This window comes from Pseudoalteromonas qingdaonensis (assembly GCF_038739665.1).
In the GTDB taxonomy this organism is placed as follows: domain Bacteria; phylum Pseudomonadota; class Gammaproteobacteria; order Enterobacterales; family Alteromonadaceae; genus Pseudoalteromonas; species Pseudoalteromonas qingdaonensis.
This window is the reverse complement of the sequence record NZ_JBCGCU010000002.1, coordinates 89,636-110,619: the sequence shown is the minus strand read 5'-3', so window position 1 is coordinate 110,619 and position 20,984 is coordinate 89,636. Positions and strand designations below refer to the sequence as shown.

18 protein-coding genes and 2 tRNA genes are annotated in these 20,984 nt (G+C 46.7%); 10 read left to right on the top strand and 10 right to left on the bottom strand.

Features of this window, described 5'->3' with window-relative positions; all coding sequences use genetic code 11:
* The first annotated feature begins 6 nt into the window (after nucleotides 1-6).
* The gene (locus WCN91_RS02635; protein WP_342676009.1) at nucleotides 7-585 is read left to right on the top strand and encodes an NUDIX hydrolase; all 579 of its coding nucleotides are present in this window, start codon (nucleotides 7-9) and stop codon (nucleotides 583-585) included.
* An 83-nt stretch (nucleotides 586-668) separates the two neighbouring features.
* A complete protein-coding gene (locus WCN91_RS02630) occupies nucleotides 669-2,045 on the top strand; it encodes an L-serine ammonia-lyase (RefSeq protein ID WP_342676007.1) in 1,377 nt (458 codons plus the stop codon).
* An 85-nt stretch (nucleotides 2,046-2,130) separates the two neighbouring features.
* Here WCN91_RS02630 and cysB read toward each other — a convergent pair whose 3' ends face one another.
* Complete coding sequence (gene cysB, locus WCN91_RS02625) at nucleotides 2,131-3,108, bottom strand: HTH-type transcriptional regulator CysB (RefSeq protein ID WP_342676005.1); 978 nt, start codon at nucleotides 3,106-3,108, stop codon at nucleotides 2,131-2,133.
* 464 nt (nucleotides 3,109-3,572) lie between these two features.
* On the opposite strand from cysB, the gene WCN91_RS02620 reads away from it, so the two are divergent.
* Nucleotides 3,573-4,337 (top strand): hypothetical protein, encoded by a 765-nt coding sequence (locus WCN91_RS02620; protein ID WP_342676003.1) that lies wholly within the window; start codon nucleotides 3,573-3,575, stop codon nucleotides 4,335-4,337.
* Between the two features lie 107 nt (nucleotides 4,338-4,444).
* On the opposite strand, the gene WCN91_RS02615 is transcribed toward WCN91_RS02620, so the two are convergent.
* Nucleotides 4,445-5,737: an NCS2 family permease gene (locus WCN91_RS02615; RefSeq protein ID WP_342676001.1), complete on the bottom strand. Its 1,293-nt coding sequence runs from the start codon at nucleotides 5,735-5,737 to the stop codon at nucleotides 4,445-4,447.
* Nucleotides 5,738-5,970: 233 nt separating this feature from the next.
* Here WCN91_RS02615 and WCN91_RS02610 point away from each other — a divergent pair, with 233 nt between their 5' ends.
* Together WCN91_RS02610 and WCN91_RS02605 are read left to right on the top strand one after the other, a co-directional pair.
* The gene (locus WCN91_RS02610; RefSeq protein WP_342675999.1) at nucleotides 5,971-6,423 is read left to right on the top strand and encodes a hypothetical protein; all 453 of its coding nucleotides are present in this window, start codon (nucleotides 5,971-5,973) and stop codon (nucleotides 6,421-6,423) included.
* 30 nt (nucleotides 6,424-6,453) lie between these two features.
* Nucleotides 6,454-6,912: a YchJ family protein gene (locus tag WCN91_RS02605; RefSeq protein ID WP_342675998.1), complete on the top strand. Its 459-nt coding sequence runs from the start codon at nucleotides 6,454-6,456 to the stop codon at nucleotides 6,910-6,912.
* Here the strand turns inward: WCN91_RS02605 and WCN91_RS02600 are convergent.
* Complete coding sequence (locus tag WCN91_RS02600) at nucleotides 6,909-7,355, bottom strand: hypothetical protein (RefSeq protein ID WP_342675996.1); 447 nt, start codon at nucleotides 7,353-7,355, stop codon at nucleotides 6,909-6,911. The two genes, WCN91_RS02605 and WCN91_RS02600, sit on opposite strands and share 4 nt — an antisense overlap.
* A 422-nt stretch (nucleotides 7,356-7,777) precedes the next feature.
* Nucleotides 7,778-8,287 (bottom strand): VC2046/SO_2500 family protein, encoded by a 510-nt coding sequence (locus tag WCN91_RS02595; protein WP_342675995.1) that lies wholly within the window; start codon nucleotides 8,285-8,287, stop codon nucleotides 7,778-7,780.
* A 112-nt stretch (nucleotides 8,288-8,399) separates the two neighbouring features.
* Here WCN91_RS02595 and WCN91_RS02590 point away from each other — a divergent pair.
* Nucleotides 8,400-8,484, top strand: a tRNA-Tyr gene (locus tag WCN91_RS02590).
* Nucleotides 8,485-8,522: 38 nt separating this feature from the next.
* Nucleotides 8,523-8,607, top strand: a tRNA-Tyr gene (locus WCN91_RS02585).
* Between the two features lie 11 nt (nucleotides 8,608-8,618).
* Here WCN91_RS02585 and WCN91_RS02580 read toward each other — a convergent pair.
* Nucleotides 8,619-9,317: a M48 family metallopeptidase gene (locus WCN91_RS02580; protein ID WP_342675993.1), complete on the bottom strand. Its 699-nt coding sequence runs from the start codon at nucleotides 9,315-9,317 to the stop codon at nucleotides 8,619-8,621.
* A gap of 185 nt (nucleotides 9,318-9,502) precedes the next feature.
* Here WCN91_RS02580 and WCN91_RS02575 point away from each other — a divergent pair, with 185 nt between their 5' ends.
* Both WCN91_RS02575 and WCN91_RS02570 read left to right on the top strand, forming a co-directional pair.
* A complete protein-coding gene (locus WCN91_RS02575) occupies nucleotides 9,503-12,841 on the top strand; it encodes a PAS domain S-box protein (protein ID WP_342675991.1) in 3,339 nt (1,112 codons plus the stop codon).
* The gene (locus tag WCN91_RS02570) at nucleotides 12,834-13,820 is read left to right on the top strand and encodes an HD domain-containing phosphohydrolase (protein WP_342675989.1); all 987 of its coding nucleotides are present in this window, start codon (nucleotides 12,834-12,836) and stop codon (nucleotides 13,818-13,820) included. Before WCN91_RS02575 ends, WCN91_RS02570 begins: the two co-directional genes overlap by 8 nt.
* On the opposite strand, the gene WCN91_RS02565 is transcribed toward WCN91_RS02570, so the two are convergent.
* Both WCN91_RS02565 and WCN91_RS02560 read right to left on the bottom strand, forming a co-directional pair.
* The gene (locus WCN91_RS02565; RefSeq protein ID WP_342675987.1) at nucleotides 13,817-14,218 is read right to left on the bottom strand and encodes a VOC family protein; all 402 of its coding nucleotides are present in this window, start codon (nucleotides 14,216-14,218) and stop codon (nucleotides 13,817-13,819) included. The two genes, WCN91_RS02570 and WCN91_RS02565, sit on opposite strands and share 4 nt — an antisense overlap.
* Entirely contained in the window at nucleotides 14,208-14,831 is a 624-nt protein-coding gene (locus WCN91_RS02560; RefSeq protein WP_342676370.1) for an HD domain-containing protein, read from the bottom strand. The genes WCN91_RS02565 and WCN91_RS02560 overlap by 11 nt, the downstream gene beginning before the upstream one ends.
* Before the next feature lie 236 nt (nucleotides 14,832-15,067).
* On the opposite strand from WCN91_RS02560, the gene WCN91_RS02555 reads away from it, so the two are divergent.
* Nucleotides 15,068-16,258 (top strand): class I SAM-dependent methyltransferase, encoded by a 1,191-nt coding sequence (locus WCN91_RS02555; protein WP_342675985.1) that lies wholly within the window; start codon nucleotides 15,068-15,070, stop codon nucleotides 16,256-16,258.
* A 47-nt stretch (nucleotides 16,259-16,305) separates the two neighbouring features.
* On the opposite strand, the gene WCN91_RS02550 is transcribed toward WCN91_RS02555, so the two are convergent.
* The 3 genes from WCN91_RS02550 to hrpA form a co-directional block, all read right to left on the bottom strand.
* Nucleotides 16,306-16,605, bottom strand: coding sequence for a PilZ domain-containing protein (locus WCN91_RS02550; protein WP_342675983.1), 300 nt, complete (start codon nucleotides 16,603-16,605; stop codon nucleotides 16,306-16,308).
* A gap of 24 nt (nucleotides 16,606-16,629) precedes the next feature.
* Complete coding sequence (locus tag WCN91_RS02545) at nucleotides 16,630-17,004, bottom strand: response regulator (RefSeq protein ID WP_342675981.1); 375 nt, start codon at nucleotides 17,002-17,004, stop codon at nucleotides 16,630-16,632.
* A 69-nt stretch (nucleotides 17,005-17,073) separates the two neighbouring features.
* Nucleotides 17,074-20,976: an ATP-dependent RNA helicase HrpA gene (gene hrpA / locus WCN91_RS02540; protein ID WP_342675979.1), complete on the bottom strand. Its 3,903-nt coding sequence runs from the start codon at nucleotides 20,974-20,976 to the stop codon at nucleotides 17,074-17,076.
* Nucleotides 20,977-20,984: the final 8 nt, after the last annotated feature.

Genomic DNA, 20,984 nt, shown 5'->3' with positions numbered 1-20,984 from the left:
CGCCTTTTGCCAGCCAGTACCTGTGCCCAGTTGATCAGCCGCTTTAACCTCTGTGTGGTTACAGAGCCGCAGCCCAAGCGCCACCCAAAACGGCGCAGCGCCGTGGTTATGCTGCTTAGCGACTCGCCCCAAGGGGCTCAGGTACTGCTGTGTAAACGCCCGCGCCATTTACGCAGTCATCCCAGTCAGTTGTGTTTCCCAGGTGGCAAACAGGAGCGTCAGGACGCCAGTCTCAGGCACACGGCACTGCGAGAACTGCATGAAGAGCTCAATATTTCCGCCCGCGAGGTGGATATTATCGGCCACCTCGAGGACATTGAAACCCTAGGCGGCATGGTCATTACCCCCTATCTGGCCTATCTTCATCCCGGTGCCCATTGGCAACTGGATCGCAATGAAGTGGATGCCGCATTTTTTATTCCATTTGCCACCCTAGCAGTACAAAAAAACTGGTACCCGCTCATTGTTGAGCGCCAGGGTCAAGCTCTGGAATTTCCCCTTTTTAATACCCCCTATGGCGTGTTATGGGGCGCCACCGAGCGCATTATCAGCCAATTCACAAAACAACTTGGTCTGATCAGCTAAAAAACCGATCCCTGGGATTACATCTATAATTATTTAACGTTATCATGGCCGACCGTTCAAAGGTTATGTGAGTAATAGGTTATATGATCAGTGCATTCGATATGTTCAGCATTGGTATTGGACCCTCGTCGTCGCACACAGTAGGCCCAATGCGCGCCTCGCGACTGTTTGTCCAAGCTCTTGAGCAGCAAGGTAAGCTTAAGGATGTTACCGAAGTTAAAGCCGAGCTGTTTGGCTCGTTAGGCCAAACGGGGGTCGGTCACGGCTCAGGTAAGGCGGTGATCTTAGGCTTGGCCGGCTATGATCCGGAAACCGTTGATGCCGATGCGGTACCGGAGATCCTAGAGAAGATCGAGCAAGAGCAAGTCATTCACCTTGATAAAAAGCATCAGGTCAAATTTCCCAAGCAAGGGGCGATTGTCTTCCATCGCCGTAAAACCTTGCCCAAGCATTCTAATGCCATGGAGCTGATAGCCTTTAAAGACAAAGAGATTATCGCCTCCCAGGTGTACTACTCCATCGGCGGCGGTTTTATCGTCAGCGATGAAGATTTTGATAAAGAAAAGCTGGCAGCACTGGATATTCGCGAGCAAAATCCGGCGCCCTATCTCTTTGATAGCGCCCAGGAGCTTTTAGAGCTGTGTAAAGAGTCAGGGCTAAGCGTTTCCAGCCTGATGATGGCCAATGAAAAAACACTGCGCAGCGAAAGCGAGATTCGCGATGAGCTGTTCCATATCTGGGAAGTAATGAAAGCCTGCACCGAGCGCGGCATACGCACCGAAGGTATTTTGCCCGGTGGTCTTAAGGTACGCCGTCGTGCCCCAAGTCTGTATTTAAAGCTCAATGTTGAGAGCAATAACGACCCACTGCGCGCCATGGACTGGGTTGATTTATTCGCCTTAGCCGTGAATGAAGAAAACGCCGCAGGTGGTCGTGTGGTTACGGCACCAACCAATGGTGCGGCGGGTATTTTGCCTGCGGTACTTATGTACTACCACACCTTTATCAAGGAAGTGGATAAGGAAATAGCCACCCGTTACCTGCTGACGGCTGCGGCTATCGGTATCTTGTATAAGAAAAATGCTTCTATCTCCGGCGCCGAAGTGGGCTGTCAGGGCGAAGTGGGTGTGGCCTGCTCCATGGCCGCCGGTGCCTTGACTGAAATCATGGGCGGCAATGCTACTCAAGTTGAGAACGCCGCAGAAATCGGTATGGAACACAACCTGGGCCTAACCTGCGACCCAGTCGGTGGTCTGGTGCAAGTACCTTGTATCGAGCGTAACGCCATGGGCGCGGTCAAAGCCATTAATGCCTCTCGCTTGGCCATGCGTGGCAGCGGCGAGCAAAAGGTCTCACTGGACAAGGTGATAAAGACCATGTGGGATACGGGTAATGATATGAAAACCAAGTACAAGGAAACTGCTCGAGGCGGCCTTGCGGTTAATATTATCGAGTGTTAATTCGGCTTAGAGTAACACATTAAAAAAGGCGACCTAGGTCGCCTTTTTTAATGCCTCATTCAAGCGCCAAAAATAGCGCCAGCGCTTAGCGTACCGGCAGCTCAATATTGGCAAACATGGCATCTACATCATCCTGATTGCGCAGTAAACAGGCTTTTTCGACTCTGTCCTTAGTCAGGTGCGGGGCAAAACGCTCGATAAAGTCGTACATATAGCCGCGCAGGAAGGTGCCCTTTCTAAAGCCAATTTTAGTGGTGCTGGCTTCAAACAAATGGCTGGCATCGATACAGACCAGATCTGTGTCGCTCACCTGATCTATGGCCATAGAGGCAACCACACCCACACCTAATCCTAAACGCACATAGGTTTTAATTACATCCGCATCGGTGGCGGTAAAGACGATATGCGGCTCGTGGCCCTGGGCGTTAAAGGCCTTATCAAGCTCGGAGCGGCCGGTAAAACCAAAGACATAAGTGATTAAAGGATACTGGGCAATATCGGCTATGGTGAGGCTATGGGCTTTTTTCGCCAAGGGATGATCCTTAGCCACGACGATACTGCGATTCCAGTGATAACAAGGCAGCATCACTAGATCCGAATATAAATGCAATGCCTCGGTGGCAATGGCAAAATCCGCATCACCGCGGGCGGCGGCGTCGGAAATTTGCTGTGGCGTGCCCTGATGCATATGCAAGGACACCGCCGGATATTTTTTCATAAAGCCCTGGATCACACCGGGTAAAGCATAACGAGCTTGAGTATGGGTGGTGGCAATATTGAGCTTACCCTGATCCGGCAAGGTGTGCTCATTGGCTACGGCTTTAATGCCCTCTACCTTGGAAAGAATTTCTCGAGCAATATTGATGATGTCGTTACCGGCGCTGGTAACATGAGTCAAATGCTTACCACTGCGGCCAAATATCTGCACACCGAGCTCGTCTTCAAGCATACGAACTTGCTTAGAAATCCCCGGCTGGGAGGTATAAAGACTCTCTGCGGTGGCAGACACATTGAGGTTATGGTTGAGTACCTCAACTATGTACTTTAGCTGCTGTAATTTCATGATATTAACTTTCTTTTATTATTCTACTTAAAAAACAAACTCAAGCAGCGGCCACTAGGGACAGCGCCAGGCGCCGCAACACATATGCACCAATATGGACAGGCAACCCACAAGCCGAGTACGACGAATCGATAAACGCCAAAATGAGCCAAGTATTGCGAAGGATTAGGCTAGCATATTTAATTGCCGCTCGGTACTGTTGATTCATACCAATTCACTTAAATAGCTACTCATTCTAGCGGGCTAAATATCATGCTCACTGCGTTGGAATTTTTATATGTTGAGATAAAGAATTGCTATTAGCTCCAGCCCTAAAGGTCTTACCATTGCGTTCATTGCACTTAGGCGTACTTGGCAACCTTGGCTTAATTTGCCGAATTTTCCCCTGATCACTACCGCGCCCCCTGTTCTTTAGGTAACATGGAACCACAATAATGAATAAAAACCACTAAGAGAGCCTGTGCATGATACCCTCCATCATCATCATGTTGATTGTTGCGCTCATCGTTATTGCGGTGTGGGTCAGCGCCGTACAGCAACATAGAGAAAAACAAGAAGCCTTGCGACGCCAAGAATTGAGCAAGCAAAAGAAGATCATTGAAGACACAGAAGAGGCTCTAGTCAACAGCGTTAATATTCCCCTCTCCAACAGTTTGCTGACCATCTTGTACCGCCGCATCTACAATGCACTAGCGACCATGGTGGAGATGTCGCCCCAATCAAAAGAGCTAAAAACCCGTCTTCATGATGCCAAACAGCGCCTTATTAATGGCAGCGACGAGAAGGTTAATAACGGCGAGACCTTTGTATTACCCGAGCATGACAAACAGTTGATCAGCCTGATCCAGGGCATTAAAAAATTACGCAGCATTCTGCGCTCGGAGCACAGCAAGGGCAAAATAGACACGGCTACATTTACCCAAGAAGACAAGGTGTTCGAACACCTGCAACTGAAAATAAATATTGAAAGCCTGCTCAAGCGCGGCAACGCCGCACGCCATGCCAACATGGTAGGCTCGGCACGTCAATATTTCGAAAAGGCCTATGCCACCATTTGTGCCCTAAGCTATAGCGATGACTATGTCAGTGCTAAAAAGCAGCAGCTGGAGCAACTGCTAAATGAGATCAGTACCCACCTCAAGGCGTCCAATGCCTCAGCACGGAAACAACGCGAAGAGCAAGAAAAAGATGACTTAGATGTGCTGTTTGCACCGAAGAAAAAGTGGTAATGAGCGCTATTACCACTCAATGATGTTTACGCCATATTCCTGTGCAAACTCACATTATTGCAAGTGATAAAAAGCCGCTTAACAGCGGCTTTCTTTATTAAAAAGAATTAGGACAGGAAGATAAATTTGAGCACAAATAAGGCACTGAGTATCCACACACTGATACTGACCTCATTACCCTTATTGCAAACCACCTTCACCGCAGTATAAGCGATAAAGCCAAGGGCAATACCATGGGCAATCGAGAAGGTCAGCGGCGTCATTAGCAAGACCACAGCCACAGGGATGGCGTCTGTCATATCATCCCAATCAACCAACTTCAGGTTTTGCAGCATCAAGATAGAAACATACAAAATCGCCCCCGCAGTGGCATAGGCTGGCACCATGGCAGCTAATGGCGCAAAAAACATCATTAATAAGAAACACAGACCGACCACAACGGCGGTTAACCCCGTACGGCCACCGACGGAAACACCGGCTACCGACTCAATATAAGAAGTGGTAGTTGAAGTACCGAGCATAGAGCCGGCAATGGTGGCACTGCTGTCGGCGCTTAATGCACGACCCAGGCGCGGCATACGGCCTTCATCATCAGCCAAACCCGCTTTTTGCGTTACTGCTACTAAGGTGCCTGAGGTATCAAATAAATCAACGAACAGGAATGCGAATACTACGCTGAGCATCGACAGCTCAAGGGCTCCGGCAAAATCCAGTTGCATAAAGGTTGGCATAATCGAAGGCGGCGTCGAGACAACACCCTGATATTCAACCAAGTCCAGCCCTAGGGCCACCAGGGTAACCAACATAATACTGATCAAGACACCACTTTTGATATCGCGGTACAGCAAGGCAGCAATAATAAAGAAGCTCAAAATAGCCAACAGCGGACCACTGCTGGTGATATCACCCATCTGTACCAGGGTCGCCGGGCTGGCAACAACAATGCCAGCATTTTTTAAGGCGATCAGGGCTAAAAATGCACCTATACCCGTGGCAATGGCTCGCTTTAGCACTAAGGGAATGGCGTTAATGATCCATTCCCGCACCTTAAACAAGCTCAGCAGTAAAAAGATACAGCCCGACATAAAGACCGCGCCCAGCGCCGCTTGCCAGGTGTAACCCATACCTAATACCACGCCATAGGTGAAAAAGGCGTTGAGCCCCATTCCCGGCGCCAAGGCCAATGGATAATTGGCCCAAAAACCCATAATAAAACAGCCAATTGCGGCGGCAATACAGGTAGCAACAAAAGCCGCGCCTTGGTCCATTCCCGCTTCCGCTAACATCGCCGGGTTAACAAAAACTATGTACACCATGGTGATAAAAGTAGTGATACCGGCAATCACTTCACGCTTCACAGAGCTTCCATGCGCTTTGATCTTAAAAACACTCTCTAGCATTGGTCTTTTTCAAGCTGATAAACAAGCCGTCAATGCTAGCACAAATACGGACAAATGACCTTATAAATAGCGGCTCTACGACATATTTCCGTGCAAACTTTTTATCTTGGTGAAAAAGTGCCGTTTAAAAAAGAGGCAAAAAAAAGCTTGCACCTGATAACTGTATAAACTACTGTATATGAACACTGTATAAAACACTGTATATCGTTTACTTTACCCCCAGCGAGGCAATTATGTTACATACAGCAGCGGTTCGACACGTAAAAAGCTATCAGCAAGAAAACCCAGCGGCCATTAACCTGGTTCACACAGAGGATGAGATCTCAGCTTCTTTTGAATTACTGAAAATTATTCACCGTTACAATAGCAGCAATGGTTGGACCCTGCTGGTTGCACCGGATCATATCCCCAGCCGCGACCTGCTAGATTCTTGTTCTATCAACACCAGTAAGCTCTTGGTGATCCGCCGCAAACACATTGTTGATTGCGAATATATGCTTAATTGCGCACTGCAAAATGGCCGCTTTGCCGCCATAGTTACCTGGACGGATATTGTTACTTTGGCGCAACTTGAAGCCATGCAACTCAATACCCATCAGGCCAAAGCACAATTATATTGCTTTGCCTCCGAAGCCGATGTGGATAACCAGCAGAGTACTCTGCCCCAAGCCATGCAAATTTGCTAATATTTGGCTTTTGCCTTTATGGGATCATGTATGTGTTATTGTGGGTCTGAGAAACAGTATGTGGATTGTTGTGGTAGCTTTATCGACGGAAGTGAACTCCCAGGTGACGCCCTTACTCTGATGAAATCTCGCTACAGCGCCTTTTGCACCCAGGCCATTGGGTATTTAGTTGCCACTTGCTCGGTGACGGCACTTAAGAATAACCAGGCAGAAGATGTAGCCGAATTTGCCGAGGCGGCTAAATTCACCAAACTAGAGATAATCGACACCGACCTCAGTGCCTATCCAGCCGAGGTTGAATTTAAGGCCTATTATCTATTTGCCAATAGCCTGTGTTGTATTCACGAGCGCTCGACCTTTATCCAGCAAGATGGTCATTGGCTTTACGATGCAGGCACTCTTATGCCCGCACCAGAGCGTAAACTCAGCCGCAATGACGCTTGTCCCTGCGGCAGCGAAAAGAAATTTAAAAAGTGTTGTAGCAGCTAGAATAAAAATGCGCCCTCACTGGGGTTATGTGGGCGTACAGAGGAGCACTTATTCTCTTGGGCCAACGGCACCATAATGTGCGCATAGGGAGTTCCTTTCCACATAACATAAGGGCCACCTGCATAGGGATCTGTGGGTAAGCTATCCAAAAGAGCATTATCCGGCATAATAATCATCAAATGTGGACCTTCTACTATCCATTGATTATCTTCCGTTTCCCCTTCTGTATAAGGGTCGGTATTACTGGCACCGCCATCACCGGCCAGCATATAGGAAATACCTACCGCTTTAGCCTGAAACGGCTTTTTATTGGTCCAGGCATTTGCCCATTCCATCCAAGGCCCATCCATACACATGGGCGCGATGCCGTTTAGGCTAGGTGGTGTAGGAAAACAGGTGTAATTACTGCTGCCTTCTTGCAATACATTTTGTTGCCTGTCCATCACAGTTACCTTATCTCTTAACGTCAACGGTGCGGCGCTCAAAGCATCCTCTAATAAGGCTTGTTTATCTTCATCAGCAATGGCTGAGCCGGCCAATACGGCCAGTGAAGCACTCAGCAGTAGAGCGTTTTTTTGTTCATAACACTATCCTCAGGTGAGTTTTACTACCTTATGCCAATTCTGTTAAGTATGTGATCAGATATAGCGCTGGATAAATGATGTGATAACAAGGCAGAATTTTTCTTATGTAGTTTTTCTCAAGAGGTGAGCGCATGGATGCGCGATGTAACCAAGCTTCATGGATGAATTTAACCGCAAAAATAAACAGATTAGCTATTTAAGTGAATTGGTATTAAATACTGCCTTAAAGAGTATAGACGCCCTTGGTCCTGTTCCTAGTATTTATGGCCTAGGCCGTGGTGTTATGCGCTGGCAAACAGCTTCTGTGCTTTTATCTCGCTAAGTTGGTCGTAGAATGCAGCGGCATCCATTTGCACTTCACTAAGAGACGTTGCCTGCTGGCCATACTTTGCCTGCACACTGGGGGCACAATTGGTAAGAACGGGCAAAGGGAGGTGTTTAGCGTCGTCGCGTACTGCCAATGGTGTGGGCGCCAAGCAATCCTGTAAACGCAGGCTGGTTAAGGAGCTCAATGCCAGGGTTTGGCGTTGCCCCTGTGTTAAAGCAATGTCGTAGTGTGGTGGTGCGCAAGGTCTGGGAGTGGCACCACCGAGTTGGCAACGCAGCTGTTCATCGCTAACTACTCTAGTGTGAACAGGTGTTTTGGGCAGGTGAAATTGAGCGAAATCCAGGGCGTCATAAGAGAGCGAAGCTAACAGCAAGGCAAAGTCATTACGGCGTTGATGCGTAATACTGCTATTAAGCGCTGTACCTAATTGTGCTTCATTGATGAGCACCGACTCGATTTGCATAAACTTTCGACAAGATGATTTATATCTACACGGTTATCGGCATAATTTAGTATTTCTTTAGTTTTTTTCTTTACTTGAAAGCTCAGTTTGCTATTATCGCCGCCGTTGCTTAGGAGGGGTTCCCGAGCGGCCAAAGGGATCAGACTGTAAATCTGACGGCATTGCCTTCGCTGGTTCGAATCCAGCCCCCTCCACCACTTTTCTAAAGTTTAATAAGCACGCATCCATTTTTAGTGGAGGGGTTCCCGAGCGGCCAAAGGGATCAGACTGTAAATCTGACGGCACTGCCTTCGCTGGTTCGAATCCAGCTCCCTCCACCACTTTTCTTTCTTTATTCGAATCTTAATTCCAACTTTTGACCATTCTCTTTCAGCCAAGCTTTAGCTTGATTCTTATGCGCGTATTTTGTCTCTACAAATTGCCAAAACGCATTGCTGTGGTCCATATGGCGAATATGTGCAAGTTCATGCACAATCACATAATCAATCACCCACTTGGGTGCACCAACTAGAAAAGTGTTAAAACTCAATTCACGACGTTGATTACAACTACCCCATCTGCGCTTGTACGTTCTGACTTTTACATCGCTGGCTGTAACACCCATCTCATTTTGCCAATACGCTATGCGCTCGTTTACGTATACAGTTAAGCTTTGTGATAGATAAGCGAGTAACATGTCCTTAGCTTTACTCGTAACCTGACTTACTCTGTGTGCGATGACTAATTCGACTGCGCCCATCTCGCAAATTGTCTGGCTGCGTTTTCCGCGGCTCACTTTAATGTTTACCCACTCGCCAAACAACATAACCTTGTTGTCTTGCAGCGGTTTCGTTACCTGCGAGGTGAAATCGCTTTGTTTCAGTAATTGCGTTTCTATCCATGTGCGTTTGCTGAGTACGAAGTCATCAATAAAACGCTTACACGCACCATGGGGTGCTCGCACTGAAACACTTTGCGCCTTCACATGAATCGCGGTGGTTCTGCGTTTTTTACTAAAAATCAGGGAATAATTTATTGGTTGGCGTTCCAAAACAGCTCCACAAGAACCTATTTGAGTTACGATATGTATTTTGCTAATGTGATGATACCATCGTTTCGCATACTGCCTTCAAGGTAATATTTGGCGAGATAATGCTAATTCTTTAAAATCAATGCACTATACTTATTATCGTTTGGGCCTACGCCCAGTTGTTTATCGGGGTATTTGGCTTTCTAATGCTTTCACAATTTTTCGCAATCGATCCTGCTTCTGAGTTCCTCGTGAACGGCTCTTACAATTATGGACTGGTTGCACTTTCAGTCATCATCGCCATTTTTTCTTCATTTTTTGCTTTGCAATTACGTTCATTCGCAGATTCAAATCGCAACACTGCCTCCTATAAATATGCACTTGTCTCAAGCTCTGCCGCCTTTTCAGGTGGAGTTTGGAGTATGCATTTTATCGGCATGCTGGCATTTAGCCTATGTGTCGAGGTCGATTACAACCTCACCATGACAGCATTGTCTTTTCTACCGGTTTTTGGCGCCACAATTGTCGCATTCCACCTTATCCGCGGGTTTAAGGTTGATACTAAGACGCAATTCATCAGTGCCCTATTACTCGGGGCGGGAATTGGTCTTATGCACTACAGTGGCATGGAAGCTATGCGCTTAGGGCCAAAACTCGCTTATGATCCCCTGTGGTTCGCACTATCTATTCTCGTCGCTGTATCTCTTGCCTGGATAGCGCTTGCGATTCATATGAAGCTTCGTAAGCCAAACGCAACAACAGCACAAGGTGTTTGGGCCTGCTTTATCGGCGCCATTGTAATGGGCTTAGCAGTATCAGGAATGCATTATACGGGTATGCATGCAGCACGCTTTATTTCGCAAACCCCCTACTATACTGAGCAAGCTAACTTGGACCATGTCGTAGACTTGGCGCTCGCCATTGCTATTGTCAGCGTGTTATTAGTCTCTGTGATTGGCTTGCTACACAGCTTGTTGCGTTTTCGCATTCTGTTAAAGAAACAAAAAATTAGTCAATCTCGCCTTGAGGCGGTTTTAAACACCGCGGTGGACGGCATTGTCACTATAACCGACAAAGGTAAAGTATTAAGCTTTAATGCTGGCGCTGAAAGGATCTTGGGATACAGCAGTGATGAAGTCGTCGGGAATAACGTAAAAATGTTAATGCCTGACGATATCGCCGTACAACACGACTATTTCCTCTCCCGTTATAAAGACACTAGGCAACGCAATATTATCGGCTACGGCCGCGAAGTCACGGCCCAACACAAAGACGGTCATACTTTGCCCATCCATCTCGGTGTCGGTGAAGTTGCGCTACCAGACAAAAAAGTCATGTTTGTTGGCTTTATCACTGACTTAAGCGAACACAAAAAAATGCAGCAACAACTCGCTGCCCAAGAACACCATTACCGTACGTTAATCAATAATATGCCCGGCGTCGCCTTTCGTTGTCGCTTAGACAAGTACTGGAGCATGGTATACATCAGCCCAATCGTTGAGAGCCTTACCGGTTATACGGACGAGGAGTTTGTCAGTGGAAGTATTCATTTTTCAGATTTAATTGACCCTGAGTTTGAAGAAAGCTTACGAGAGAAGATTTATAACGCCATAGCGATAAACCAAAGTGACTACTCCTTTGAATATCGAATCAAAACTAAGTCTGGTATGCAAAAGTGGATTTTGGACAAAGGCACTTTTGAGCCCGATGACGAAAATGAAATGTGTATTGCTGGCGTACTGGTTGATATCAGCGAGCGCAAGAGCATGGAACACGAGCTCGTTGCAGCCAAAGACAAAGCAGAAGCAGCTGCGGAAACAAAACAGGCTTTCCTCGCTAATATGAGCCATGAGATACGCACTCCCATGAACTCGATTATCGGCTTTTCTGAAGTCTTGTTGGACAGCCCACTCAGTAAAAACCAGCGTCATCAACTCACCAATGTGTTGCAATCCGCCCGCTCACTGCTGCATTTACTCAACGACATTTTAGACTCTGCCAAATTAGAGCAAGGCAAAGTCTCAATTGAACGTATCCCATTTGACCTTCTCGTTCTATGTGATTCTGTCGTTTCAAGCTTCTATCACCAAGCACAGAAAAAAGGTTTGACCCTGGATATGCAATTGGACGACTCCTTGCGTACCTATTACGTTGGTGATCCGCAACGGATCCGCCAAGTGCTCGTCAACCTGCTTGGTAATGCCCTAAAGTTCACAGAGCAAGGCCGTGTCACGCTTAAGGTAATTGTTGCCGGTAACGATGTGCGATTTGTTATTGAAGATACTGGCATCGGTATTGCGCCAGAGCGTGTCAACGCTATTTTCATGCCCTTCGAGCAAGCTGACGATAGCACTACCCGTCGCTTCGGGGGCACTGGATTGGGCACCACAATATGTCGCCAGCTAGTCAATCTGATGGGCGGCGACATAGATGTGCAAAGCACACTAGGCGTAGGGAGTGAATTTAGTTTTAACCTGCCGTTATTACCCGCAAGTGATGAGCAAATAAGTGAACTGCAACAAGAACATGCTTCTTCAAAAAGCTTGCCCACAATGCCGACGCTGAATATTCTCATTGCTGACGATGTTGCTCAAAACCGTGAATTACTCGAGCTACGACTAGGCAATTTAGGCCATAAAACACAAACAGCCGTAAATGGTGAAGAGGCGGTCATCAAGGCTACATCAGAGCATTTTGATGTTGTACTCATGGACATTCATATGCCAATTTGTGATGGCTTAGAGGCAACACGCCAACTGCGCCAGCACGAAAGTGCAACCAACATACAGCCAACTGTCGTAATCGCACTGACAGCCAGTGTATTGCAAAGCGACAGAGAAGCTGCGCGAAAGGCTGGTATGAATAGTTTTGCGACTAAACCTGTCGTGGTTGAAGATCTAATGTGTGATATCGCTCGCCTTTTGAATATTCAAGTGGATGTCGCCAACGAAAGTGTTGTTCAACACACCACGCATACCGGTAACATCAGTGTTAATGAAGAAAAAGGCATCAACCTTTGGGGAACATTAGAGCTATACATCCACCAGCTACAGCAATTTTTTGTTTCCAAAGCCGCAGATATTAAAGTACTGGGCAAACTCAATGAATTGGATGAAGAGCAATTGATGTTGGTGCATACATTAAAAGGGCTTGCTGGAAACCTGTGTTTACCAAATCTCAGCGCCCAATTAAACGACATCGAACGCCAAGGCATGGTCACCGACGAACACCGATTTGCGTTATTCAGTTGTTTAGATGAAATTGATGGGTATCTGCAGCATCATCCTTTAACTAATATCACCTCAGCTCAAACGTCTGTGGAAAACGTGAGCGTTTTAAAACAGTTACTGCCACACATACAAGAGCTGTGCGATAACTTCGAATATGACAGCAATAGTTGCGAGCAGCTGCAAGAAGCTGCAGGTCAACAATTTATGGGCGATGTGGAACAAATTATTGAGCTAATAAATGAGTTCGAATTTGATAAGGCCAAACAACACATTGCTACCCTTATGCCCCAATTAGAGAGCTTTGAAGATGATTGAAGATGCACGTCCTACTCTGCTCGCAGTAGATGATGAGCCAACAAATTTAAAAGTACTCAACGAAGTGCTCGGCAAGGACTACCGTCTTATCTTCGCCAAGTCAGGTGAGCAGGCGCTGATGTTAGCCGCGCAAAAGTTGCCGGATCTGATTTTGTTAGACGTGATGATGCCTAACATGTCAGGCTTTGATGTATGCAAAAGCCTAAAGCAGAACACAGATACCGCTGCCATTCCTGTTATTTTCGTAACCGCGATGCAAGAGGAAATAGACGAGGCCAACGGCTTCGCATTGGGTGCTGTGGATTACATCACCAAGCCAATCAGCCCAGCAATCGTGCGAGCTCGTGTTAAAAATCACTTATCCTTGGTGCAAGCCGATTTGTTGAAATCTGCGCAACTCGAATTAATCCAGCGACTCAGCCATGCAGCGGAATACAAAGACAATGAAACGGGTCAGCATATCATTCGTATGAGCCGCTATTGCCATATCATTGCCCTTGCCTATGGCATGAACGAGCAACAGGCCGAATCTTTGCTTTTAGCCGCACCTATGCACGATATAGGTAAAATCGGCATTCCTGACAACATCCTGCTTAAACCCGGAAAGCTCGATGATGAGGAATATCAATACATGAAAGCTCACGCAACGATAGGTGCTGATATTTTAGCTGGTTCAAGCTCTGCACTAGTGCAATTGGCACATCGTTTAGCATTGGAACATCACGAGCGTTATGACGGCAAGGGCTACCCAAACGGCCTAAAAGGGGAAGAAATATCTATTGAAGGGCGAATTTGTAGTATTGCCGATGTGTTTGATGCCCTCACGTCCCGACGCCCGTACAAAGAGCCATGGCCTGTAGAGCAAGCGATTGAGCTTATGCGCGAAGAAAAGGGGAAACACTTCGACCCAGAGTTAGTCGATGTTTTTATATCTCAACTTGATAAGATATTGGCAGTGAAAGAAAAGTACTCTAATTAAAGTTGGGCTTTAAGCGCCGAGTATTCAAAACAGGTGATCTCATGCATATTGTTGTAGGGATCACGAAAATACATTGAAAATGACACCTGATGATCGGCTAAGTGGACAGTAACTCCATGCTTTTGCAGATGAGAACGCCAGTGCACAAAGGCCGCGGCATCAGTATTAAAGGCAATACCATTACTTCGTTTACCGCCTTCAAATAACGCCAAACAGATGGACCGTGCTTGGTCTTGCAGCATCAAAGGCCCATCTTCTTGTTCGTAATACCAAAACTCCAGCTCAGGAACGACATCAAAGCCCATCACCTCTTGATAGAAGGCTTTCGCCTTTACCACGTCATCAACCTGTAGATGACAGTGATGAATGCCCCTGAGCGGTGGTGCACTAGTATTCATAGACAATACCGATTTCCTCTCCTAATTGGCTCAAAAAATCATGCATATACTGGGTGCGCTTTTGCGCTTCAAGACGCGCACTCTGGGTATTCATACTATCAGCGATACCCAATAATTTCACAAAGAAATGGTCAAGTGTATATTTACCATCATCCGCTTCTCTGTGGTAAGCAAACGGGTCTGTGGGATGATACAAGCCGCGACAAATTGCGCCCCCGACTTTCATGCAACGACTAATACCAATCGCGCCTAGGGCATCCATTCTGTCGGCATCTTGCACAATCTTAGCTTCCAATGTCAGTGGCGTGATATTAGCGCTAAAGCTGTGAGCGACAATAGCATGGTGTATCGCCTCAAAATACTGCTCGTCGTAGTTAATACTGTGCAAAAATGACAACGCTTTATCAGCTGCCATTTGCGATGCTTTCGCTCTATCCGGGTGATTTTTTGCAACAGCGACACAATCATGCAACCACGCGGCAGGTAACACCACAGCCATTTGAGCTTGCTCATCAACACACAGGGTTTTAGCTACTTTGACCACGCGCTCAATATGGGTGATGTCATGTGCTGCATCCGCACTACCGCACTCAAGAAAAAAATCTCGGCACAGCTCCTCGACCCTCTGTAATTGAGGTGGTAATTCAACTATTTGTTTATTCACTGATTCTCACTATTAAGACCGATTATTTTTATCTAAAGCTTGGTCGAGAAATGGATGTTATCAAAAACGTCCGCGTTAATTAACTCAAATGACATTAAAACACGCTAACTAAATTGGCAAAATTAATTTGAGTATCGGCGCATCACTGCCTAGAATAGCGCCTCATTTCACAAGCGGGAACAGCAATGGCCGGTGCAATATATCTTCAAACTGGACGCGAAAAATCTTTAAAGCGTAAACATCCTTGGATTTTTTCTAAGGCGATAAAAAAAGTGAAAGGCAATTTAGCACTTGGTGATACCGTCACTGTCTATGACAGTAACGGCAAATACTTAGCAACCGCTGCATACAGCCCTGAATCTCAAATTCGTGCCCGAGTATGGTCGTTCAATGAAAAAGAAGTCATTGATGGCGAATTCTTCTATCAACGCCTAGCGCGCGCTTATTCAGTCCGTGAGCACACGATTGAAATGGGTGGTCTCACTGGTTTTCGCTTATGCGCGGGTGAGTCAGATGGCTTACCAGGTGTCACGATAGACAAGTTTGACAACTACCTTGTGTGTCAGCTGTTAAGCGCCGGTGCTGAACGTCACAAAGGCGATATCGTTAATGCCCTGCATCGCCTGTTTCCAGAGTGTGCTATCTATGAGCGCTCTGATGTGGATGTGCGCAAAAAGGAAGGCCTTGCGCCAACAACCGGAGCTCTTTTGGGTGAAGCGCCAGCAGCGCCAGTGCTTATCAAAGAAAATGGTTTAACCTGCGAAGTTGATATCATTGGTGGCCACAAAACCGGCTTCTACCTTGACCAGCGTGACAGTCGCGCAGCACTTGAGCGCTATGTGAAAGATAAAGAAGTTCTGAACTGTTTCTGCTATACCGGTACCTTTGGTCTCTACGCGCTACGTGGCGGCTGTAAAGAAGTCACTAACGTCGATGTGTCGCAAAACGCCTTAGACATAGCTAAGCGCAATGTTGAGCACAACAATCTAGACATGAGCAAAGCACAATTTGTAAAACAAGACGTGTTTAAACTACTTCGTGAATACCGCGAACAAGGTCGTAAGTTCGATACTATCGTGATGGATCCACCGAAATTTGCAGAGTCTAAAGCGCAGCTAACTGGTGCATGCCGTGGCTATAAAGATATCAACATGCTGGCCATGCAGTTATTGAACCCAGGCGGCACATTATTGACCTTCTCATGCTCAGGCTTAATGGAACAAAATCTGTTTCAAAAAGTGGTGGCAGATGCAGCCTTAGATGCCCACAAAGACTTGTTGATAGTAGAGCGTTTAAATCAAGCGGCCGACCACCCTATCTCAGGGCCTTATCCAGAGGGTTTTTACCTCAAAGGTCTGGTTTGTAAAGTCTATTAAGTGCTCGCTCGTGAGTGGCAACCGCCACTCACACTCATTCTTGGGAGTTAATTGATATCCAACATCTCTACACCCACACAATACTGCCCATCCTCGTCTTGAGAACATCGCACTACACGGGTCAGAGCTTTTAAAGGTGGAATTGCACCGCCAGAGGACTCAATGTGCACAGTCGCAGTAACGCCTGGATCAATGGCTTGTTCAACGTACAAATTCATACCCGTTGCGCTTAAGTCACGACAGGTAGCAGCTAGTAGGATGGATTGATTATCGATAGATAACTCTATGGTGGCTTCTGTATCGACCGTCATGCGGCGAAAATTGCGGCGCTCATCATTATAAAGCATGGTTATTATTCTCCTTATTATGCTTTAAATCAGCGTTTGCAAGCTCTCCAGTAGTTCGTTAAAGGCTAAGGGCTTTTCAAAGAAACCATCGCATCCAGATTCGAATGCTTTCTCCTTCGCCTCTTGTGTCTCCAACCCAGAAATAATTAAAATGGGTATACCACTGGTTTCAGGTGTGTTTTTCAAGATCCGACAGGTATCAAACCCATCGATGCCCGGCATACACACATCTAACAAGATGGCATCTGGATTAATGACAGACACTTCCTTTAAGCATTGCTCGCCTGATTTAGCGTATTCCAACTCAAATTGTTCACTCAATACATCAGTGTAGAACTTAAAATTGAAATACTCATCATCTACGACAAGAAGCTTAGCCCTTTTTTCCTTACGCAACAAAATTTGCCGTCCCTGTAATACTACTCATTGACGAATAATTATAACCCAATTCATAAAAAATTCAGGTGATTAATTTTGCGTAAGGTATTCATTTATAAGGTTAAGTACCCTTTTTGCGGACACTGGATATGGCGTACCCAAGGTTTGTGCAAAAAGTGACACGCGTAACTCTTGTTGCATCCAAAAGAGGTCTTTTAATGCATCCGGTTGCGGTTCACCTTTAGGATGTTTGGCTACGCATTTTTGATAAGCATCAGCGACTTTATCGAGCTCTAAGGTACATAAACGATCCCGATTAGGATCTACTGGCAATTTTTCCAAACGACGGTCTATGGCCTTAAGATAACGCCCTAAATCAGCCATTTTACCGGCGCCATGATGACTCACGAAGCCTTTGAATATAAGACTCTCTAGCTGAGATTTAATATCACCATGGGCTGTTATCATGGTTAAGTCGACTTTACCGCGCATGCGCTTGTGAATAGCGTGAGCAAGGCTAAGCACCTGCTCCACTTCTAACGCGATAGCAACTACGGTATCTCCTAGCTCACCACGTATATGCTCTTTGGCCTTTTCAAATTGCTCTGGTTCGCGAATATCACCAAATTGGCTGAGTAATTTGTCTACACCCGCAGAAATACAATCATCAATCAGCAACTGCACCTTACCAAAAGGATTAAAGTACAAACCAAGCTTGGCTTTATTGGGCAAGTTTTGTTGCAAGTATTTAATCGGCGATGGAATGTTAAGTAACACCAAACGTCGCAAACCTTGTTGATGCGCTACGTTCGCTTTAGTTGGAGAATCAAATAGCTCAATGGCCGTGCTGTCTTTTTTATCCACTAGTGCAACAAAAGCTTTGACCTCATACTGGCCTTGCTTCTTAACATATGACTCAGGTAAAGAGTCAAACTCCCACTGAGTCAAGCCTTGACGCTCAATGCCCTCATCCGCCACTTGTGACAGCGTTGAGCTGACTTTGTCAGCGAGCTGTGCTTTAAGTGCGTCTAAATCATAACCTCGCGCGACCAACTTGTTCTTGTCATCACGCACTTCAAACGCCATACGTAAATGCTCAGCCAACGCAGAGGTATCAAATTGTTCTGCATCGACTTTCGCTCCCGTCATACGGAATAAACGCAGTGCAAGCGCGTCCACCAACTTGCCTTGTAACGGCTCAATGGAACTCAATACCGCATCTGCATAGTTAGGTGCTGGCACGAAGTTTCTGCGTAACGCTTTAGGGAGGGATTTGATCAAGGCACAAATAAGTTCATGGCGCAGTGCTGGAATGTGCCAATCAAACCCTTCAGCTTGCACTTGATTGAGCAAGGCGAGAGGTATTTGCACCGCTACACCGTCAACGTCTTGACCAGGCTCAAAGCTGTATGTCAGCGGCAAGACTAAATTGCCTTGCATCCAAATGTCAGGGTAGCTATCAGCAGTGATTTCATCTGCACCATGTTGCATCAAATCGGCTTTGCTCATGTGCAAAAAGCGTTTGTTTTTATTCTTTTGCTCTTTGTACCACTGCAAAAAGCTAACACGGTTACACACATCCGCGGGGATGTGTTTGTCATAAAACTCATACAAGGTATGCTCATCAACTAAAATATCACGGCGACGAGCTTTGTTTTCTAGGTCTTGTACTTCTTCAATCAGCTTACGATTAACCTGTAAGAAGGATTCATTGGCGCCAAGCTCTTGCTCAACCAGTGCCGTACGAATAAAAATTTCTCGGCTAACCACTGGGTCGATTTTGTCGTATTGCGCACGTTTTTTCGCAACGATAGTTAAGCCATATAGAGTTTGCTGCTCGAAGGCGATAACAGCACCGGCTTTTTTCTGCCAATGCGGTTCGCTGTAACTGCGTTTTACCAAATGCTGGGCAACAGGTGACAACCAAGTCACATCAATTTTGGCGTTAATACGTGCATAGAGTTTAGAGGTTTCAACCAACTCAGCCGACATCACCCACTTAGGGCGCTTTTTAAACAAGTTTGAGCCCGGAAAAATATGAAACTGGCTGTTACGCGATCCTTGGTAGAACGCATTTTTATCGTCTTTTTGACCGACGTGACTCAATAAGCCGCTGAGTAATGCTTGGTGCACACTTTCAAAACTCGGTTCATTATTGGAGTCTTTCAATCCCATCTCGTCGCAAATAGTCGAGACTTGATAAACAATGTCTTGCCACTCACGCACGCGCATATACGCCAAGAACTCTTGCTTACACAGCTTGCGGAACTGATTATTGGTCAGCGCTTGTTGTTGCTCTTCAAGGTAGTTCCACAAATTTAAGAAGGCGATAAAGTCTGAATCATCATCATTAAAACGCCCATGCAATTCATCTGCTTTACCCTTCTTATCTTGCGGGCGTTCACGAGGGTCTTGAATCGCCAGTGCCGCGGTAATGATGATCACTTCGCGTAGCGCGCCAATCGGCACACTCGCCAACACCATTTTTGCCAGACGTGGGTCCAGCGGAATGCGCGCCAAATCTCGACCCGATTTTGTTAACGCTATTTGATTGCGGTGTTTACCCTCTTTAACCGCTTCCAACTCTTCCAGAAGACGCACACCATCACTGATATTACGGCCATCCGGTGGCTGCACAAAGGGGAAGCGGCTGATATCACCAAGGCCAAGTCCAAGCATCTGCAAGATAACCGAGGCCAGGTTAGTGCGCAGGATCTCAGGGTCGGTAAACTCAGGACGCCCTAAAAAGTCTTCTTCGGAATAAAGACGAATACAGATACCCGCTTCCACACGTCCACAACGCCCCTTACGCTGATTGGCACTGGCCTGGGAAACGGCCTCAATGGGCAGGCGCTGCACCTTGGTACGATAACTGTAGCGGCTGATACGGGCGGTACCCGGGTCAATCACATAACGAATGCCGGGCACGGTTAACGAGGTTTCCGCGACATTGGTGGCAAGGACGATACGACGCTTATTACCTGGATGGAAAATACGGTTTTGCTCGGCATTGGACAAGCGGGCATACAAGGGCAGTATTTCGGTATGCTTGAGGTTGCGCTTGCTCAGAGCATCGGCGGTGTCACGAATTTCCCGCTCACCATTCATAAAGATCAGGATATCGCCCGGGCCTTCGTCATAAAGCTCATCAACGGCATCGAAAATGCCCTGCAGTTGGTCGTTTTCATCCTGCTCTTCATCACTGCCGCTTAATTCAGTGATAGGCCTGTAACGCACTTCCACCGGGTAGGTACGCCCGGACACCTCGATAATAGGCGCATCATTAAAGTGACGGGAAAAACGCTCCGGATCTATGGTCGCCGAGGTAATAATGACTTTAAGGCCCGGACGCTTGGGCAACAGGTTCTTTAAGTAGCCGAGGATAAAGTCGATATTCAGGCTGCGCTCGTGGGCCTCATCGATAATAATGGTGTCGTACTGGTTGAGATAGCGGTCGTTTTGGATCTCCGCGAGCAAGATACCGTCTGTCATCAGCTTGATATAACTGCGCTCGCTGACCTGATCGCTAAAACGAATTTTAAAACCGACGGTTTGACCAATTTCGCTTTCCAGCTCTTCGGCAATACGGGCGGCAACGCTGCGCGCCGCCAAGCGACGCGGTTGAGTATGGCCAATTAAGCCTTCAACACCACGACCTAATTCCAGGCAGATTTTTGGCAGCTGAGTGGTTTTACCCGAGCCGGTTTCACCGGCGACAATCACCACCTGATGCTTGGCAATCGCCGCTTTAATATCTTCGCGCTTTTCACTAACGGGTAAGGCCGCAGGGAAACTGGGCTTAGGCAACTCGGCCAAACGCTTGGCACGGGCGGCCATGCTGGCATCTATACTAGTGGCAATTTTAGCAAGAACGCCCTGTTGTTTTTGGGCGTCGGCTATTTTTTGCGCCCCTTGTAGGCGTTTTTTGAGTATAAATTGATCTTTTTTTAAACACTCATTGAGCTTGGCATACAAGGATTTGCTGACAGACACGCAGGCCT

What these genes read in the sequence shown, in the direction of transcription:
- WCN91_RS02550 (WP_342675983.1), bottom strand. Translation starts at nt 16,605, where the DNA reads ATGCTTTATAATGATGAGCGCCGCAATTTTCGCCGCATGACGGTCGAT.
- WCN91_RS02610 (WP_342675999.1), top strand. Translation starts at nt 5,971, where the DNA reads ATGTTACATACAGCAGCGGTTCGACACGTAAAAAGCTATCAGCAAGAA.
- cysB (WP_342676005.1), bottom strand. Translation starts at nt 3,108, where the DNA reads ATGAAATTACAGCAGCTAAAGTACATAGTTGAGGTACTCAACCATAAC.
- WCN91_RS02555 (WP_342675985.1), top strand. Translation starts at nt 15,068, where the DNA reads ATGGCCGGTGCAATATATCTTCAAACTGGACGCGAAAAATCTTTAAAG.
- WCN91_RS02575 (WP_342675991.1), top strand. Translation starts at nt 9,503, where the DNA reads ATGCTTTCACAATTTTTCGCAATCGATCCTGCTTCTGAGTTCCTCGTG.
- WCN91_RS02630 (WP_342676007.1), top strand. Translation starts at nt 669, where the DNA reads ATGATCAGTGCATTCGATATGTTCAGCATTGGTATTGGACCCTCGTCG.
- WCN91_RS02570 (WP_342675989.1), top strand. Translation starts at nt 12,834, where the DNA reads ATGATTGAAGATGCACGTCCTACTCTGCTCGCAGTAGATGATGAGCCA.
- WCN91_RS02605 (WP_342675998.1), top strand. Translation starts at nt 6,454, where the DNA reads ATGTGTTATTGTGGGTCTGAGAAACAGTATGTGGATTGTTGTGGTAGC.
- WCN91_RS02615 (WP_342676001.1), bottom strand. Translation starts at nt 5,737, where the DNA reads ATGCTAGAGAGTGTTTTTAAGATCAAAGCGCATGGAAGCTCTGTGAAG.
- WCN91_RS02565 (WP_342675987.1), bottom strand. Translation starts at nt 14,218, where the DNA reads ATGAATACTAGTGCACCACCGCTCAGGGGCATTCATCACTGTCATCTA.
- WCN91_RS02600 (WP_342675996.1), bottom strand. Translation starts at nt 7,355, where the DNA reads ATGGACAGGCAACAAAATGTATTGCAAGAAGGCAGCAGTAATTACACC.
- WCN91_RS02620 (WP_342676003.1), top strand. Translation starts at nt 3,573, where the DNA reads ATGATACCCTCCATCATCATCATGTTGATTGTTGCGCTCATCGTTATT.
- WCN91_RS02595 (WP_342675995.1), bottom strand. Translation starts at nt 8,287, where the DNA reads ATGCAAATCGAGTCGGTGCTCATCAATGAAGCACAATTAGGTACAGCG.